The 16,934-nt window shown below is 68.3% G+C and carries 12 protein-coding genes and 5 pseudogenes; 5 read left to right on the forward strand and 12 right to left on the reverse strand.

The genetic code is table 11. The features are described 5' to 3' along the window. Positions 1 to 84 precede the first annotated feature (84 nt). Positions 85 to 1,479 carry a PLP-dependent aminotransferase family protein gene (locus tag AB0E67_RS10530; protein ID WP_362023748.1) on the forward strand — a complete coding sequence of 465 codons (1,395 nt, stop codon included), beginning with the start codon at positions 85 to 87 and terminating at the stop codon, positions 1,477 to 1,479. Positions 1,480 to 1,825: 346 nt separating this feature from the next. On the opposite strand, the gene AB0E67_RS10535 is transcribed toward AB0E67_RS10530, so the two are convergent. From AB0E67_RS10535 to AB0E67_RS10550, 4 genes and pseudogenes are all read right to left on the reverse strand, one after another. Then, positions 1,826 to 3,496, reverse strand: a complete 1,671-nt coding sequence (locus AB0E67_RS10535; protein WP_362023750.1) for an MFS transporter — start codon at positions 3,494 to 3,496, stop codon at positions 1,826 to 1,828. Beyond that, positions 3,474 to 3,668, reverse strand: a pseudogene (locus AB0E67_RS10540) (SDR family NAD(P)-dependent oxidoreductase); the annotation flags it as partial. The gene AB0E67_RS10535 and the pseudogene AB0E67_RS10540, both read right to left, overlap by 23 nt. 43 nt (positions 3,669 to 3,711) lie before the next feature. Then, positions 3,712 to 4,065 (reverse strand): annotated as a pseudogene (locus AB0E67_RS10545) (3-hydroxybutyrate dehydrogenase); the annotation flags it as partial. A gap of 592 nt (positions 4,066 to 4,657) precedes the next feature. Beyond that, complete coding sequence (locus AB0E67_RS10550) at positions 4,658 to 5,578, reverse strand: UbiD family decarboxylase (RefSeq protein ID WP_362023753.1); 921 nt, start codon at positions 5,576 to 5,578, stop codon at positions 4,658 to 4,660. Positions 5,579 to 5,700: 122 nt separating this feature from the next. On the opposite strand from AB0E67_RS10550, the gene AB0E67_RS10555 reads away from it, so the two are divergent. Further along, positions 5,701 to 6,111 (forward strand): hypothetical protein, encoded by a 411-nt coding sequence (locus AB0E67_RS10555; protein ID WP_362023755.1) that lies wholly within the window; start codon positions 5,701 to 5,703, stop codon positions 6,109 to 6,111. Positions 6,112 to 6,612: 501 nt separating this feature from the next. Continuing rightward, positions 6,613 to 7,512: a LysR family transcriptional regulator gene (locus tag AB0E67_RS10560; RefSeq protein WP_362023757.1), complete on the forward strand. Its 900-nt coding sequence runs from the start codon at positions 6,613 to 6,615 to the stop codon at positions 7,510 to 7,512. A gap of 84 nt (positions 7,513 to 7,596) precedes the next feature. On the opposite strand, the gene AB0E67_RS10565 is transcribed toward AB0E67_RS10560, so the two are convergent. The 5 genes and pseudogenes from AB0E67_RS10565 to AB0E67_RS10585 all read right to left on the reverse strand — a co-directional run bounded on the left by AB0E67_RS10565 (position 7,597) and on the right by AB0E67_RS10585 (position 12,656). Next, positions 7,597 to 8,754: an MFS transporter gene (locus AB0E67_RS10565; RefSeq protein ID WP_362023760.1), complete on the reverse strand. Its 1,158-nt coding sequence runs from the start codon at positions 8,752 to 8,754 to the stop codon at positions 7,597 to 7,599. A gap of 810 nt (positions 8,755 to 9,564) precedes the next feature. After that, positions 9,565 to 9,732, reverse strand: a pseudogene (locus tag AB0E67_RS10570) (transcription termination/antitermination protein NusG); the annotation flags it as partial. 450 nt (positions 9,733 to 10,182) lie between these two features. Further along, positions 10,183 to 11,076, reverse strand: coding sequence for an NAD(P)-binding domain-containing protein (locus tag AB0E67_RS10575; protein ID WP_362023763.1), 894 nt, complete (start codon positions 11,074 to 11,076; stop codon positions 10,183 to 10,185). Positions 11,077 to 11,125: 49 nt separating this feature from the next. Next, a complete protein-coding gene (locus AB0E67_RS10580) occupies positions 11,126 to 12,271 on the reverse strand; it encodes an FAD-dependent monooxygenase (RefSeq protein ID WP_362023765.1) in 1,146 nt (381 codons plus the stop codon). 82 nt (positions 12,272 to 12,353) lie between these two features. Beyond that, entirely contained in the window at positions 12,354 to 12,656 is a 303-nt protein-coding gene (locus tag AB0E67_RS10585) for a TetR family transcriptional regulator C-terminal domain-containing protein (protein WP_362023767.1), read from the reverse strand. A gap of 368 nt (positions 12,657 to 13,024) precedes the next feature. Here AB0E67_RS10585 and AB0E67_RS10590 point away from each other — a divergent pair, with 368 nt between their 5' ends. Next, the gene (locus AB0E67_RS10590; protein WP_362023769.1) at positions 13,025 to 13,771 is read left to right on the forward strand and encodes a GNAT family N-acetyltransferase; all 747 of its coding nucleotides are present in this window, start codon (positions 13,025 to 13,027) and stop codon (positions 13,769 to 13,771) included. A 79-nt stretch (positions 13,772 to 13,850) separates the two neighbouring features. Here the strand turns inward: AB0E67_RS10590 and AB0E67_RS10595 are convergent. Then, positions 13,851 to 14,105, reverse strand: a pseudogene (locus AB0E67_RS10595) (leucine zipper domain-containing protein); the annotation flags it as partial. Positions 14,106 to 14,476: 371 nt separating this feature from the next. After that, positions 14,477 to 15,064 (reverse strand): TetR family transcriptional regulator, encoded by a 588-nt coding sequence (locus AB0E67_RS10600; RefSeq protein WP_362023772.1) that lies wholly within the window; start codon positions 15,062 to 15,064, stop codon positions 14,477 to 14,479. 738 nt (positions 15,065 to 15,802) lie between these two features. On the opposite strand from AB0E67_RS10600, the pseudogene AB0E67_RS10605 reads away from it, so the two are divergent. Beyond that, a pseudogene (locus tag AB0E67_RS10605) lies at positions 15,803 to 15,987 on the forward strand (IS1380 family transposase); the annotation flags it as partial. Positions 15,988 to 16,253: 266 nt separating this feature from the next. Here AB0E67_RS10605 and AB0E67_RS10610 read toward each other — a convergent pair. Further along, positions 16,254 to 16,931, reverse strand: coding sequence for an HdeD family acid-resistance protein (locus tag AB0E67_RS10610; protein WP_362023775.1), 678 nt, complete (start codon positions 16,929 to 16,931; stop codon positions 16,254 to 16,256). Positions 16,932 to 16,934: the final 3 nt, after the last annotated feature.

A 16,934-nucleotide genomic window follows, 5' to 3' on the forward strand; every position in this document is an offset into this window, starting at 1 on the left:
ATGCAGATCCATTGGCATTGCTTTCGATATCCAATCAGGGCAGCATTGGACCGCATGGATGCCTCAATCTTGCCCACTGGTCTTATGAGTGGCTCATCTGGACCGCTCTACCAGCGGTTGGCCGAGGGCCTTCGTGACGCCGTGCGCCGGGGCGAGGTCGGTGCCGGCTCCAAGCTGCCCTCCGAGCGCGCCCTCGCTCGGAGGCTGGGTGTGAGCCGGACCACCGTGATCGGCGCCTACCGGCTGCTGCGCGAAGAGGGCCTGCTGGAAAGCGTGCGCGGCAGCGGCACCCGGGTCGTCGCCTCCGGCCACCGGATCGGTCCGGCGGTGCCCGCCGCGACCATGCCGTCGGTCAAACTGACGGGCGAGTTGGCAGTCGGTGTCGTGGACCTGTCCGGATCGCTCGTCGTCGGCCCTGAAGCGGTACCCCACCTGACACCGGACCCCATCGACCTGTGCGAGTCGGCCACCGATCTCGGTTACCAGCCGCTCGGCCTTCCTTCTCTGCGGGCTCGGATCGCCGCCCGCTACACCGCGCTCGGACTGCCGACCACGGCCAACGAAGTGCTCGTCACCAGCGGAGCGCAACAGGCGATCAGTCTGCTCTTCACGCTGTTCGGCCGCGACGGCGGCGTCATCGCCACCGAGAACCCCACCTACGCCGGCGCCCTCGACGCCGCCCGCGCCGCAGGGGCGACGCTTCTGGCGCTGCCCACCGACTCCGAGGGCATCAAAGTACGTCCGCTGCGCGAGACACTCGCCCGGTCCTCCGTCTCACTGCTCTATGTGATGACGACCTGCCAGAACCCCACCGGCACGGTCATGAGCACCCAACGGCGCACCGAGATCGCCCGGCTCGCCGAGCACGCCGGTGTCCCGGTCGTCGACGACACGACGCTCGCCGACCTGGTCTTCGAAGGACGCTGGCATCCCCTGCCGCCCGCCGCCTCCGGTGTCGTCGTCGGATCCTTGAGCAAGCTGTTCTGGCCCGGCCTGCGGATCGGCTGGCTGCGGGCACCCAGAACGCTGATGACCAGGCTCGCCCGCCTGAAAGTCGTGGCAGACCTCGGGTCCTCACACGTCGGCCAGCAGCTCGCCGCCCGTCTCCTGCCGGTGTCCGGGGACATGGCCACGGCACGGCGAGGGCAACTGACCGCACGCCTGGACCTGATGAGCGACCTCCTGCGGTCACGGTTGCCGACATGGTCGTGGACCCGCCCGTCAGGCGGCCCCTTCCTGTGGGTCCGGCTCCCGTACGGCGACGGAGAGTCCTTTGCTCAACTCGCGCTCACACACGGAGTGCAGGTACTCCCAGGCTCCAGAACCTCGCCCGACCGCAGTTTCGCCGACCACCTCCGACTGTCCTTCGTGGCCGAACCCGCCGACCTGCGGATCGCCGTCCACCGACTCGCCGAAGCCTGGACCGCGTTCGAGTCCCTCGACGGCTCGGGCCGACCCTCCTTCGACATCGTGGTCTAGACCATTACGAGCTGGCGTACGGATAGCTGTTGGTTCCGGACCGGGCCTCCCAATCCACATGGGGAGACCCGGCCTTGACCGTATCCGGATGCGGCACACGCTCGCCCTGAAGCCCGTGGTGGCCGGCCTCCAAACGGGACACGCCCCCACCGCGTCCGGAACCACAAAGCTGTCGATGACATCCGTCGCCTTCCGCTGGACCGGAGTGGCGAGGACCGGTCCGGAGGCGCGGGACCACAGCCCCACGAGAATGAGGCATCTCGCGCGGATCTGCGCCCTGAGGCACGGAGCACCACATCGCGCGTGGCGCGAAGTACCACCCGCACGGGTTGTGCACGTGCCTCGATCAGCGCCGGTCGACGTCTGCGACCGGTGCTTCGTGCCCGCTGTACGTCCGGGGCGTGGTGGAGCGGGTCAGGCCACGGCCGCGGGTCTCCTTGATCACAGCGACGGTGATCGTGGTGATCACCGCGGCGGCGCAGAGGTACAGGGCGATCGGCGTCCCGGAGTCGTAGTCCTTCAGCAGTCCGACGGCGATGATCGGGGCGAGGGCACCCGCGACGATCGAGGCGAGCTGCGATCCCATGGAGGCGCCCGAGTAGCGGACCTTGGTGTCGAACATCTCGGAGATGAAGGCGGCTTGGGGCCCGTACATGGCGCCGTGCAGCAGGAGTCCGACGGTGACCGCCAAGGTGATCACAGTGAACGACTCCGAGTCGACCAGGGCGAAGAATGCGAAGGCCCACAGGGCCATGCCGATCGAGCCGATCAGGGTGACGGGCTTGCGGCCCAGCCGGTCGGAGAGCGCGCCCCACAACGGGATGGTGATGAAGTGGACCGCCGAGCCGATCAGCACGGCGTTCAGGGCGGTGCTCTTGGGCAGGCCCAGGTGAGTGGTGACGTAGACCAGGATGAAGGAGGTGAGGATGTAGTAGGAGATGTTCTCGCCGAACCGGGTGCCGATGGCACCGAGCACCTCACGCCAACTGTGCCGGAACACCTCGACGACCGGCGGCTTCTCCTCGGCCCCTGGTGCGATCTCCGCTTCGGCCTTGGCCTGCGCGGCGAGGAAGACCGGAGACTCGGACACCGAGACGCGGATCCACAGCCCGATCACGACCAGGACACCGGAGAGCAGGAAGGGAATGCGCCAGCCCCAGGACTGGAACGCCTCCTCGGACTGCACGGCGGCCAACAGCGCGAGGACACCCGTGGCAAGCAGGTTGCCGCCCGGTGCGCCGGCCTGCGGCCAGGAAGCCCAGAAGCCGCGGTGCTTGTCACCACCGTGCTCGGAGACGATGAGCACGGCACCGCCCCACTCGCCACCCAGCGCGAAGCCCTGGATCAGTCGTAACACGGTGAGAAGGATCGGGGCACCGATGCCGACGGTGTCGTATGTGGGCAGCAGCCCCATGGCGCAGGTGGCACCGCCCATCATCAGCAGGCTGACCACGAGCAGCTTCTTGCGGCCTATCTTGTCGCCGAAGTGTCCGAAGACCACGCCGCCGAGCGGCCTGGCGGCGAATCCGATCGCATACGTGATGAAGGCGATCAGGGTTCCCACCAGCGGGTCGCTGGACGGGAAGAACAAGGCGTTGAACACCAGTGCGGCAGCGGAGCCGTAGAGGAAGAAGTCGTACCATTCGATGGTGGTGCCGATCAGACTCGCACTGACGATCCGGGCGATGCCGCTGGAACGGAGCACGCCGGACGGGGCTGGAGTGGTCTCGGTCATGGGGTCAGTCACCGGCTTCTCGTGTGCGTACGGGAACTGGAAGTGAAGTGCGGGACGGGGGCAGTCGGCTCCCCAACCGCCGTCCAGGAGCAGCGAGGCAGCGGTGGTGCAACTCGCGCGGTCCGAGCACAACCACATTGCGGCCACTGCGGCTTCGTCCGTTTTCAGAAGGCGCTTGATGGGAGAGCGGGTCAGCAGTACGTCGCTCAGGACGTCCCCGGTGCTGATGCCATGTGCGGCGGCCTGGTCGTGGATCTGGTTCTCGATCAACGGTGCGGACATGGCCGGGGTGGAGGCAGTTGTTGGTCCCGCCGTGCGCGGCTCCCTCGATCGCGGCGCCCTTGCTCAGCCTTTCCAGGGCGTGCTTGGCAGCGACGCAGGCGGCTTTGTACGCGCCGGCCCGCAGCCCATGCACGCTGGAGACGTCGACGATCCGCCCCCCGTCCCTGGGCATACATGTGCGGCAGGCTGTGACGCAGGAGCAGGAACGGGGCGTTGATCGTCACCTGCTGGACGAGGGCGAACCGCTCGGACGGGAACTCGATCAGCTGTGCGATGTGCCGGGGTCCGGCGTTGTTGACGGAGATGCCGATACCGGCCGGCAGGCCGTCGATGGCAGCCTGGTCGGCCCGATCGGCCACGGGCGCTCCGCCGCCGATCCCGGCCGCGACCGCTGTGGCCGGCTCGGCGTCCCGGTCCACAACGTGCATGTCGGCGACGGCCGCCGCCGGCGCCGCGGCGCACGCCTTGCCGATACCGCCGCCACCATCCGTGACCAGGGCGGAACGGGATGTCGGATCCCTGCCTTCCACCGCCGCCCAGCGGGAATGGGATGGAAACTCACTTGTCATGGCCGGATACAGTAGGGACCCCGCCCTGTTACACCTATGTATGCGCCAGCCACAAAGAGCGTTGGCCTCATTGTGAAGGCAACTACTCGACCAGGGTGTGTATCGGGTTGTGATCAATCTGCGGGATTCGGCTTCGTGGCGGAGCCTGATCCGGTGGATCGTCTTGGGTGACGCGAGCGCAACTGACCCGTGCAGAGCGGGAGTTCATCGGGCCCGTACCCGCCGATCGGCCGGTACGGCCCGTTCCCCGAGCGGCTGCGGCGGCAGGTCGAGGGGGCGATCTGGCGGAGATCGGGCAGGTCATCGCGGACAGCGGAGCCTCCGCCCTGGCGCACCTGCCCTCCGGGCGCTTCCATGCCAACGCCGCCTGGCTCGCCCTGTGGTCGTTGGGCCGCCAAGGTCTACAACCCTGCCCGGGTCCGCCAGAGGCGACATCCCCACGCGATGCGCGTCCTCGCCTCCGCCTGGCTTCGCGTGATGTGTGCCTGCTGGTGCGACGATGTCTGCTGCGCCACGTGATCCACCAGACCAACAGCACGGTCAACAAGCCCGAAGAAACGCCGTCGGCGGCATAGAGGTCGACTCAGGGAACTCATGCCCGTTCTCTCTTTCCACTTCCCGTTGCGGTGATCGAGGGCAGGTTCCATCCGGCGACGAGTTGCTCGACCCGCCGCTTGAGGTCGTCCGGGCAACTGGTTGTGAAGTCGCTGCGCAGTGGAATGTCCTGCGGCGCGAGATCCACGGGCCATGTGCGGTCGAGCAGCACGTTGGCGCCGCCGACGCCCAGGGCCTTGTGCGGCCCGGACGGCAGATACGGTTGGAGAGGCGCGTTGTAGAAGCCTGGGTAGACGTGGATGTCGCGAGCCGGGTGGCACTTGGCGACGATGGCGTGCATGACGGCGTCGGTGTCCATCGGATCCACGTCGGTGTTCACGACGATGACATAGGGCGTGAGTTTGCTACCCGTCGCGTCGGACCAGATGGCGGCGGCGATGCGCTGTGGCAGTCCGGCGATGGGAGTGTCGGTGGACACCACCACGGCCATGCCGTTGCTCGCTACGGGCACGCCGACCTTGGCGACGGGGAGCCTGGCCTGCAGGAGGACGCGTTTGAAGTTCGCCGCCATCTGGATGTGCGGAAATACCATGTCCATCGGGATGCCCATGCTGCACGTGGGCAGAATGGCATGGTCACGATAGGTGATGGCTGTGACGCGGACGACCGGGGCCGGGGCCGGGTCGGAGACGAGATATCCGGGATATTCGGCGAACGGCCCCTCGGGCAGCACGTCACCCGGGGAGACCGTGCCCTCGACCACGATCTCGGCATCGGCCGGAACCATCAGGTCGACGGTCTCGCATCGCACGAGCTCGACCGGGCGGTCTCGCATCCCGCCCGCGATGTCGGCCTCGGACACGCCCGTCGCGGGCGGGTAGAAGATCGCGTATTCGAGGGTCGTCCTGTCGGGGATGAACGCGACGTTGCGGCTGCCGTGCGCGGCGCCGTCGACCACGTTCAGACCGATGGTGAACTGGCCCTTTTCGAACAGTGGGTCCGTTCGGCTCTCGACCCATTCGGCCTCGAGCCGGCACCACCCACGGCATCGCCCGCTACTACTTCGGCACCCTCGACCAATTGCTCGACGAGGCCCTGCGGCGATTGGCCACCCGGCAGATCGAGGAGGTGCGCGTACTGTTCCACCAGTTGCCCGACGTCGACATCCCGCAGCGGATCACCCGCATCGTGCAGTACGTGACCGGATCCCTGGCCCATGACCGGGACGCCGGCATCGCCCGGTACGAGTTCTTCCTGGAAGTCGCTCGCCGCCGCCAGCTGCAGGACAGCCTCAACGAATGGGGAGTCACCCAGCGAGCGGCCTTCGCCGGCGAACTGCGCGGGGCCGGATCCGCAGACCCCGAGGCCGACGCTGCGGATCTGCTGACCGTCATCAATGGTCTGCTTTTGGAGCAACTCGCCCTGCCCATCGACGACTTCGAAAACACCCGGCTACGACCGGCCATTGCGCGGTTCTTTCCGGAGGGCTGATCACTGCCGCGCGGCGTCCGGGTTCGTATGTGGATCGGTGCCGCTGTTCCGCCGAGCTCGCGGATGAGAGGATGCCGGTATCGGCTCCCTGTCCATCGTCTGCAACGAGGACATCCGGGAGAGCACCCGCCCGGACGGGCTGAAAAAGGTCACGCCCTCCTGTCGACGGTGAGCGCGGGAACAGCACGGCCTGGTCCGGATCACGCTCACCGGCGCCCAGCTCGTCACCTGCTTCGACCAGCTGGACCAGGTCGCCCACCCTGGCCGGCTGGGGCCGGACTTCCCGCGACCAGGAGGCTGTCGCCGGCCGCGCCTACGACACGCTCGCCCTCGCCATGGACAAGGTCACCACGGCACGCTCCCCTACAGAGGGCGGGCTGCTTTGTGCGTTGGCGGGGCACTGGCCGACGGGCCGGAATGATCTCACCTCGACACCTCGTGGGGGGGACGATCACCACTGGCCGGACCGGGCGCCGCGCGGCACCGGCATAGAATGCACAGGTGGATCGCACACCGCCATGGCCCGTAATCCCGGATCTTCCGCTCCAGGAACTTGAGTGTTTCTCCGTGCTGGTTCACCAACTCCATTTCGGCCGCACGGCCGAAATCCTGGGTGTCACCCAGGGACGCGTCTCCCAGCTGATCAAGCGCCTGGAGAACCGATTGGGTGCGCCGGTGTTCGTTCGAACCAGCCGCCGGGTCGAGCTGACCGATCTGGGGCGAGCACTGGCCGAACAGGTGGTGCCCGCCTTCCGCCGGCTTCGCGAGGGCTTCGACGCCGCCCGGGCCGCGGCGACGGACCGGCCCATGCGCGTGGGATTCCAGTGCGCCGTGTACGAGCCGGTTGCCAAGGCGATCGCGTGCCTTCCCGAGGGCTCCGCCCAGCTCGTCGAACTTTCCTGGGGGGATCCGTTCTCCGACCTGAGCCGGGCGGAGATCGACGTGGCCATCGTGCTCTCGCCCTGCCGCGAGAAAGGCCTGCAGCCCATGCTGGAGTTCTCGCGGCAACCGATGTATCTCGCCGTCTCCACGGCGCACCGCCTGGCCGGTGCGTCGAGTGTCTCCGCCGGCGAGCTGTCGGAACTGACACTGATCGAGCCACGCGGCCCCGTCCCCGACTACTGGCGCCAGGCGAATGCGCCGAGGCGGACACGTGACGGGATCGAGCTGACCTACTCCGCGACCGCTGCCACGATTCAGGAGGGGCTCTCGACCGTGGCCAGCACCCGCCTCGGTCTGCTGCTGTGCGAAGCGAGCACCAGGTACGTCCCGCGGCCGGACATACGCTACCTGCCGGCTCCCGACCTGGAGCCGACCACACTGCTCGTCCTGCAGGGCGAACGGAAGCAGCACGGCCTCGCCGACAGATTCGTGGAGCTCTTGTCGCAGAACGTGGGCTGAGACGCCGTCACTGTCCCGGCTGTGAGCGGAGCAGATCCACCCGCCGGACCAAGGGCTGTCGGCCCGGGGCAGCGGACGGACCGCTCAATGATCGGCGGCATCCATCTCCGGCAACCGCGCGTGTGGAGCCTTTGGTCGAGGCCGCGAGACGGCGGCGATGATCAGTCCGGCCGCCGTGATCAGCGCCGCCGAGAGGAGGACGGCCCGGCTTCCCGCACGGTCGATGACGAGTCCGCCCGCGAACGCGCCGAGAGCGATGCTCGCGTTGAATACGCCGGCCCACAGCGCGGCCGATGCCTCGGTACGCGCGGGGTCGGCCGTGCGGACCCAGGTCTGCGTCGAGACCGAGACCCCGCCGTACGAGGCGCCCCAGACGACGAGCACGATCAGTACAGTGACAGTGCTCGCGGCGGCGAACGGCAACAGTGCTGCGGCCAGTGTGACGCCCGCCACGGCGGTGATCACAGCCTCCTTCGTGTACCGGCCGGCCAGGGGGCCGAGGGTGAAGTTGCCGGCGACACCGGCCAGGCCGTACACCAGCAGGCAACTCGCGATCAGGCCGGCGCTCATGCCCGCGTCCACCTCAAGGACCGGGCGCACGTACGTGTAGCCGGTGAAGTGGCCGAGCACGATCAGCCCCGTGATGGCCAACCCGGCCGCGACAGCGCGGTTTCTCAGCGCGTCGACGGTTCCGTCGAGGCGGATCCGCTGGTGAACCGGGAGGGCCGGAAGCGTGAGGACCAGGACGCCGGCGGCCACCACACCGATGAGCGCGAGTGCCCAGAACGTGGCACGCCAGCCGAGAAGCGCCGCAAGGAGGGTCCCCAGCGGCACGCCGAGAACCGAGGCGATGGAGACCCCCGAGAAGATCAGCGTGGTGGCAAGCGCGACTCGTGGTCCGCCGACGAGTCGCGGGCCCAGTCCTGCGGCGAGTCCCCACACGACGCCCATCGCAATGCCGAGAAGGATTCGGCTCAAAGCCAGGACCGGGAAATTGGGCGCGATCGCGGTCAGTGCATTCGCCAGTGACAGCAGAACCATGAAGACGGCGAGCACTCCCTTGCGATCGCGGAGCCCGATGAGCGCCGGAACGAAGGGGGACACGGCCGCAGCGATGACCCCGGTGATCGTCAGGGACAGTCCAGTGACACCGGCGGAGACGGAAAGCGCCTCCGACATGGGCGTCAGCAGGCCCACCGGCATCATTTCGGAGGAGACCACCGTGAAAGTGCTGAGCGCCACGGCGATGACCGGTGACCAGCGAGTTGCGCCGCCGTCCGCTGTGGGGGGTGTGAGAGCTTCCGTATTTTGCATATGGCCAGATCACCACCCCCTTGTGGGGCCGAACAAGATCGATGATCTCATCCACTCATTACCACGACTCATCGATCAGGGAGCCCGGCCTGTCCGGCGCTTTCGGCTTCGACAACTGCCTGCGCGGCCACGTCGGCGCCCTCGTAGCGACTTGGTCGAGGGGGTCCTCCACGACGTTCGTGCTCGTACCGCGCCTCTCCGGCAGTACGACTTCGACGCGCTGCATGCCCTCCTGACCTGGCGCACCCGTACCCTGCTTCACCTGTGTCAGCCCGACCGATCAGCATCGATGGAACAGCCGATCTCGATGGCCGCACCCGCGATGGCCCTCAGGAGCACGGTGCCGTTCAGAGCGCGAACCGTCTGCCGGTTGAGCGGGCGACGGCCGTACACACGGTGCACTGCGCCGATGTTCACTGTCGTCTCGTAATAGCCCTCGGCGAAGTCCTTGAACCGCCTGCGGCGTCGGGGCGGTCAGCAACTGGAACAGCCGGTCGGCACCGTCTGATCCGGTTGTCCGTCAGGGGAGTCGATATCGGGCTCCTGGTGGGTGGGCCCGGCCTCCACCCCAACCGACCTGGCCTCACTTCTCGAAGACGCCGGCCTCGACGCGTCCGAGACCAAGACGGTTGCGCGGGCGCAGCTGCTCACGGCTTCGCGCCGCGGTGCCGTGCCCCGGCGGCCGACGCCTCAGCGGCTCCCGCGCGGCATACTCGGCCCCGCTCACCCACCTGCTCTTCAGTTCTTCTGCACTTGGTCGAAGGAGAGGTCGACCGGGGTCTCCCGGCCGAAGAATTGGACCAGAGCCTTGACTCTTTTCGAGTGGGGACGGACCTCGTTGACGGTCGCCCGGAAAGTCGCGAAGGGGCCACTGCTGATGGTCACGGAGTCGCCAACCTCGATGTCGGCCTTGGTGGGGACCGCCGACGCGAAAATGGAAGTGAGCGCCCCGGACAATCGGGACAACCACTCCTCCGCGCTCCCCCGCACCCAGGGGTACTCGGCCTGGAACCGTCCCCATGCCACCGGCCATTGGTGTACCCGGTCCGGGTCGAGACGTCACGCAACGCCGTCACCGCTGGCGTCGGCCTGCTCCTTCCGCTTCTTGGCGACTGAGTCGGGTCGCAGTACACGTCGTCACAGCCATTCGTTGCCGTCGGCGCGGCGGCCCCGCGAGCGAGAATCAGAACCAAGACCTTCCGGTCACGACCATTGGTGCGGTCCCGGTGGTGATCCGCAGGAAGTGCGTCGCGGCGACCGCTACGCCGTCCGGCTGGTCAGCGGGTGCCGGCAAACGAAGGCGCTCTCAGGCGATCAACGCGTCACCATCGGTCAGGAGCGGCTGGTGGCTGTCAGTTACGGTGTGGGCCGGCGGAGTTGTTCGGTGATCGCTGCGTAGCTGTTGTTTCCGTGTCCGTCGGCAACTGCTCGTTCGGCCAGGGTCGCGAGGAGTTCGGGTAGTTCGGTGTTGATGTCGGCGGCATGGCTTTCGTGGAGGAGGTGGTTCATTCCGGTCAGGTTCGTGTTGACGGTGGAGTCGGTGGCCGGGTAGGTGCCGTCGTCGATCTGCTGCGCGTAACCGGGCACCCAGTCGGCTACGGTTTCGATGCCCGTCTTGGCGAGTCGGGCGAATGCGGTCGCGGGGATTCCTGCCTTGCCGAGCAGGGCAGCGCCGTGCAGGAAGCCGTTGAGAGTGCTCCACACCAAGCTCAGGGCGGCCGCGTCGAACAGGGACGGCAGGCCGTGGTCTGCGCCGACGTACACCGGGCTGCCGAGGCTGCTGAGTACCTGTTGGTGTTGGCTGAATGCGGTGGTTGGACCGCTGTAGAGGATGGTGGCGTTCGCGGTGCCGATGGCTGGGGGTACAGCCATGATCGCGCCGTCGAGGTAGGCGGCGCCTTGGTGCTCCACCCACTGGGCCGTCTCACGGGCCGCTCGTGAGGTGCCCGAGGTCAGGTTGACCACGGTGCGGCCAGTCAGGTCCCGGCCCACGGGTCCGAGGATGTCACGCACGTTGTCGTAGTCGGAGACACAAATGACCACGAGCGGGCCGGCCGTGACGGCGTCACGGACGGTCCAGGCGAGCTGCGCGCCCTGCGCGGTGAGGGGTTCGGCCTTGGCGCGGGTGCGGTTCCACACGGTGGTCGGATGGCCTTGGCCCAGGAGGGCCCGGGCGAGGGCCTGGCCCATCAGGCCCAGGCCGAGGACCGAGAGGGGGGTACGGCCGGTGTCGGTGTCGAGGTCGTGCATCTTGTGCTCGCTTCCGGTGAATCGGCGTGGGTGGAGGGGTGCCTGGGGGTCAGCTCGTGGTCCTGGGCAGCCGCCAGGAGGCGCGCAGTTGGTGCACCAGGACGGAGGCCGGGGTCAGGCGGACGAGGGTGTTGCGTACCCGGGTGCGTGTGGGGGTGCTCCAGTGGGCGATGCGTCCGACCCGGTGGGCGGTCTTGACGACAGCGTTGGCCCTGGGCTGGCGGAAGCGTTCGTAGCGGCGCAGTGCGTCGGGGGTGGGGCCGTGCTCGGTGATCAGGTCGGTGAGGGCGAGAGCGTCCTCGATGGCCTGGCACGCGCCCTGGCCCAGGTTGGGGGTCATGGGGTGGGCGGCGTCGCCGAGCAGGGTTGTGCGGCCCCGGCCCCACTGCGTGACCGGTGGGCGGTCACGGATGTCGTCGCGGCGGATGGCGCTGAGGGGGGTGTCCTTGACGGCCTGGCGGACGTAGTCGGGGAACTCGGCCGTGGCCCGGGTGAGCGCGGCACGGGTGTCGCTGTCCTCGCCGTCGGCGGGGCCGTTGGCGCACAGGAACCAGTACAGGCGGCCACCGTCGATGACGCATCCGCCGAAGCGGCGGCCCGCTCCCCACATCTCTCCAACCCAGTCGCTGGGCAGGGGGTTGGTATCGGTGACGCCGCGCCAGCAGTAGTAGCCGCTGTAGCTGGGTGCCTGGGCGCCCAGCAGCGCGGTTCGGACGGTGGAGCGCAGGCCGTCCGCACCGACCAGCACGGAGCCGCGTACTTCTTGCCCGTTGGCGAGGGTGACGGTGGCCTGATCGAGGTCAACGGCAGTGACGGTCGAGGCGAGCCGCAGCTCGCTGGTGCCGAGCTGGCCGACCAGCGCCTGGTGGATGGTGGCGCGGTGCAGGCCCAGGGTGGGGGCACCGATATCCGCCAGCAAGGCGCTGGCCTGGGCGGGGCTGGGCTGCAGCAACACGCGGCCGCGAGTGTCGTAGACGGCAGCCGTGGAAAGCCGCGCGCCGGCGGCTTCGAAAGGCTCGGCCAGGCCTAGACGGCGCAGCGCGATCAGCGCGTTGGGCTGCACGGTCAGGCCGGCCCCGACAGGGGCGAGCTGTTCGGCCTGCTCCAGGACGACGGCCGGAATGCCGCGGCCGGCGAGTCCGGCCGCGAGAGTGAGTCCGCCGATGCCTGCTCCGGCGATGAGTACGGGGTCCATAAGGTGCTTTCTCTTTCGGTTTCTTGCCAGGTTCTGGAACCGTCTTGCGGCAGATTCCGCCCCGTGGGCGGAAGTGCGGGGGTCAGTCGGTGAAGGTGCGCAACAGGCTCAGCAGCGTGGGACGGAGTTCGGCCGGGTCGAGGTCGAGTCCGTCCGGGTCGGCCAGACACTCGAAGAGCAGACCGTCGATGGAGGCAACGAGTGTTTTCGCGCGCTGCTCCGGCTCGGCGACACCGGTCGCCGCAAGCAGGTCGACGACCGGCCGTCGCACCTGCCCGGCCGCAGCCTTCGGTACCGCTCGCAGTTCGGGCCTCCCGATCGCCGCGTCGGCCAGCAGTTTCCGTCGTGTCGAGTTCTCCGGCACAGTCGTTGCCCATTCACACACCCAATCCTCTACAGAAGTAGAGTACCATCGTTACTACAGTTGTAGAGGGCGGGGCGAAGGGAAGGCGTGAAGGGAAGGCTGAGTGCGGTGAAACCGCCAGCCCTCCTCCGGTGTGTCCGGGTTCCACCCGCGCGCGGACCGAAGGTGGGCCCACTGGTATCGGATCGTGGTCAGAGTGCGCCGGACCCAGAACCTCCCCGGGCACGGCCATCCGCCGGCCGCCTGCGACTGAGGGCCGGTGCACAACGACCGGAGACCATCAAGCCGCCGTATGAACCATCCCGAACCGCGGAAACTCTGTTGTGGCACCGGGTGCGGAACTGCAGAATGCCCGCGCTGAGGCACACGTGATCTATCAAGGATGGAAAGTGACTGAGAACGACGAGCAGCGCCAAACCCTGACCAACGGGCAAGGCGTGCCGGTCCTGACCTATCTGCAGGGTGTTCGGGAGGGGCACCCATGGGCGGACCTGGCCGAAGTGGTCGGCCCCGACCCCGTGGAATCCATCGTCGCCGGCATGTCCGGATGGGCTGTTTCAGGATCCGTGGAGCTCGGCGAGCAGTTGCTGCGCCGTGGTGCCCGCGTCATGCGGCATGCCCACGAGATGCGGAGAGACTTGGTTGCGTGTCCGCCGCCGGCCGATTGGTCATCACGCGCCCTGGGCAACGGGCTTCGGGCAGTTCCTTGCGACCTCGATGCCGATGCGGTGTTCCCGGCCTGGCGAGCTGCTTTTCCTGCCGACCACCCCGACCACCACCGCGGCAGCGACGAAGAAGCGCTCAACGAGCGCCTGGCACCGATGCTGGCGGGTTCCGTTCTCGGACCGGTGCTTCCGTGCAGCGCCTTGGTGGTGGACGAGACGGACCGCGTGGTCGCTGGGGCGATTGTCACCAACCGCGACGGCCTGCCGTGGATCGCGGACGTATTCCGCCGGCCCGGAGCCCGCTACGCGGGCCTTGGCTCCAATCTGCTGCGTCGGGTGCTCGGCAGTGCCGCGGCCGACGGACTGGCCGATGTCTCACTCGTCGTGAGCGATGCGAATCCGGCCCGCCACGTCTACGAGAAGCTCGGTTTCCAACTGACCGGCACATCACTGACTGTCGTAGTGCCGTAGGCCGAGGAACGCTTCCCCGCCCTGCAGCCGGTGTGGTGCGGCATTTCCAGGCGACGGGCCTCACGGGTGCGGCAATGACGATGCGGGCCGGTCCCCACCGGCGCAGGGCGCGGGCCTTGATGATCCGGCGTTCGGTGCGGGTCGGGGTGTGGCACGGGCCCGTGTACGGGCGGGAGAGCCGGTCGCACATCCCGGCCTCGCCGAACTGCTGGTAGCGGTCGGCCCGTCGCTGGGCCGTGGTGGGCGAGACCTGGAAGCGTTCGGCGGCCCTGCGCAGGGTCCAGCCGTCCTCGACCACGCAGCGGGCCAGACGCAGACGGCCGGTCTCGGTCAGGGGTGCGTTGCGGCGGGGCGCGAGGGTCTTTCGGCTGGTGGGACAGCCCTCAGACCGCAGCGGCCGCGTCGAGTGCGGTGCGGTGCGGATCAGGATCAGGATCAGGATCAGGATCTCCAACTGTGCGGACACTGTGTGCAGTGGCGCCACAGAGCGGCGCACACGAGCCAGCAGTGTCGCGCCTTCATATGCGGCAACCACCATCGTCGCCAACGCGGTCACGTCTTGTTCTGGTAAGCCGAGCTCGGTGAGAAGGTCCGCGGAGCCCTGCTCCATCGCTGCGAAGGCAGCGGCGCGGGACGCTTCCCCGCCCTTCGCGCCCCCGCAGCCGCAGCCATGGGAACCGGCCCGTCAGGTCGTTCCCCGGTGGCTCATGGATGAAGCGGCCTGGTGAAGCCGTAGAGCAGATCGAGGAAACGTCTGTGAAGTTCGTCGGACGTCAGACCAAGCGCACCCGCGCCTGCCAGATGATCGAAGACGAGGCCGTCCAGGAAGGCCACGAATATCGGCGCCTGTGACGGTGGATCGCATGCGCCCACGGCGGTGAGCCAATCCCGTGCTACAGCCCGGTACGCCTCGCCTGCGGCAACGAGGACGGTATGCAACTCGGGCCGCCGCGTGGACTCCAAGGACAGTTCGTAGCGAGCAAGCATGCGTTCGCGACCGTCGGTGACCCAGCGTTCGACGAGGTCGGCAGCGACCGTGGCGACCTGGGCGACGTCCGCTGGTTCGGTGATGACGGGGCGGTCGGCCAGGTCGGCGAGATCCGCCTCGGCCAACCGCTCGACCGTCGCCTGCAGGAGCGCCTGCCGGGTGCGGAAGTAGTACGAGCACGTACCGGTCGGCACACCGGCGGCCTCGTCGACCGCGCGGTGCGTCAGACCGCGCATCCCCGCCCGGCCCAGCGTGCTGATCGCCGCATTGGCCAGTTCTTGCCGCCTTGTCGTACGTTCGGCCACTGCTTCCTCCTCGTGCGACCACCCCCACTCTACAGATGTAGTATACCTTCCCCTGTCGAAGCAGCATGTCCACGATTGCCACAGATACAGAGGAGAAGTCCGCGCGGCAATCTGCAACGCATTCAGCACAAACGCGACCAGAGGGGGATCGGCGGTCCGGCCGCCGTCGTCGCGCTGATCCGGCAGGATGGCGGCTGCAGGTGCTGGAACGCGCCGCAACCTTCACACAGTCGGCGCCGGACTCTCGGTGTGGTCCAACTGCGTGCGTGCACTGGACGTACCGGGGCTGAACAGCCACACACGACTGCGTCCGCTCATCGAGACTCAGGCGGGCATCCGGGCCCGCCTGGCCGACTGCTGCCGCCTCCAGCCGTGCCGATCCCTTCGGCAGCCGCCAGGCGCCCTCGACCGTGCGGGAGACATGGAACAGCCGACCGATCAACGTCTGGAGCCGCGCGAGCGTCCACCGCTGCTCCACCCACCTGTGGGCCAGAAAGCGCTCCCCCAACTCATGCCCAGGCCTCGCCGTCCGGGCCCGGCTGAGCCATGGTCAGCTCCCGGAGCTCTTCGACAGAACCCGACCCCCGTGTTCGCACCATGCCCAGCACCATCGCTCTGCGGAACACTCGCTCACCCACAGCACGGCAACGACCTCCGAGACCTTCTGTCCGGCCGGAGAGCGTTCCACGGCCTGAAGCCGTAGCCGCTCCCGCGCGGCCCTCCCCGCGTCGGTCGTCCATGCCCGCCCTGACCGGCCAGGCCCGGCTCTGGGAACCACGCCTTCGAGGTTCCGCCTGCTCTCCGCGGCCGGTCAGCTCGTCACCACCGGCCGGCACCGTGTCCTCCGCCTCGCCCACCACTGGCCCTGGACCCACGAGATCACCGTCGCCCTCGAACGGCTCGCGCTCCCACCGGATCCCGGCCGACCAGCGGATTCACCTGCCCGTACGAGAACGAGGAACCAGCCCGGAGCAGTGGAACCCGGGTGCCCGCCCGAGAGACACCCGGGTCCCCGGCCCACCCGCCCTCGGCCCCTGGACGACAAAGCGGGTATCCGACGCCGTCGGGGCTGCGGGGTTGGGCTCACAAGGGGGCATCTGCCGACGGTGCACGCACCGTTCGGTGTGCCGACCCCGACAACCCCTCTCGGGCTACCTGTGCGGCACGGAGTTGGCGCACGGCACGGGGTTCATGCCGTGCGCGGGATCCGCTGCGCACGGCCGTGGAGCCGGAGCGCCGTGACGATCTCGACGATGCCGACCACGACCAACCACCAGCCGGCGACCAGTGTGAGCACGGCGATCGAGGTGAACGGCGAGATGATCAGCACGATCCCCGCGATGAGGGTGACGATGCCGAGGATGGCCTGCCAGCCGCGCGCGGGCATGGTGGAGTCGTGAACGACGGCCAGCGTATGGGTGATCCCGCGGATCAGCCAGCCGATGCCGATCCACAACGCGAGCAGCAGGATCGACTCCAACCGGCCCCGGAAGCAGAACAGGCCCAGCAGGATCGAGAGGGCGCCGCTGATGAAGGCCAGGACACGCAGCGAGGTCGCCTTGTGCGTGCCGAAGGCGGCCGCCAGTTGGAGCACGCCGCTGAGAATGAGGTAGATGCCGAAGAGGATCCCGGCGACGAGCAGGGACGGGCCCGGCCAGGCCAGGATCACGATCCCAAGGATCAGGGAGGCGACGCCGGTTGTCAGGACGACCTGCCAGGCAGTGCGGGAGAGGCGGTGCAGGAACCCCTCGAAGGGCGGCTCCATGTAGCCCGAGTGCAGTTCCGACGCGTGCACGTCACCTGCGGCATGCGTGTGGCGGTCGTCGTATTCCGGTCCCTGGGGGGAGCCGCTCGGTGCGTCGGTCATGAT

The sequence above is a fragment of the Streptomyces sp. NPDC032161 genome, from assembly GCF_040636995.1.
Lineage (GTDB): Bacteria > Actinomycetota > Actinomycetes > Streptomycetales > Streptomycetaceae > Streptomyces.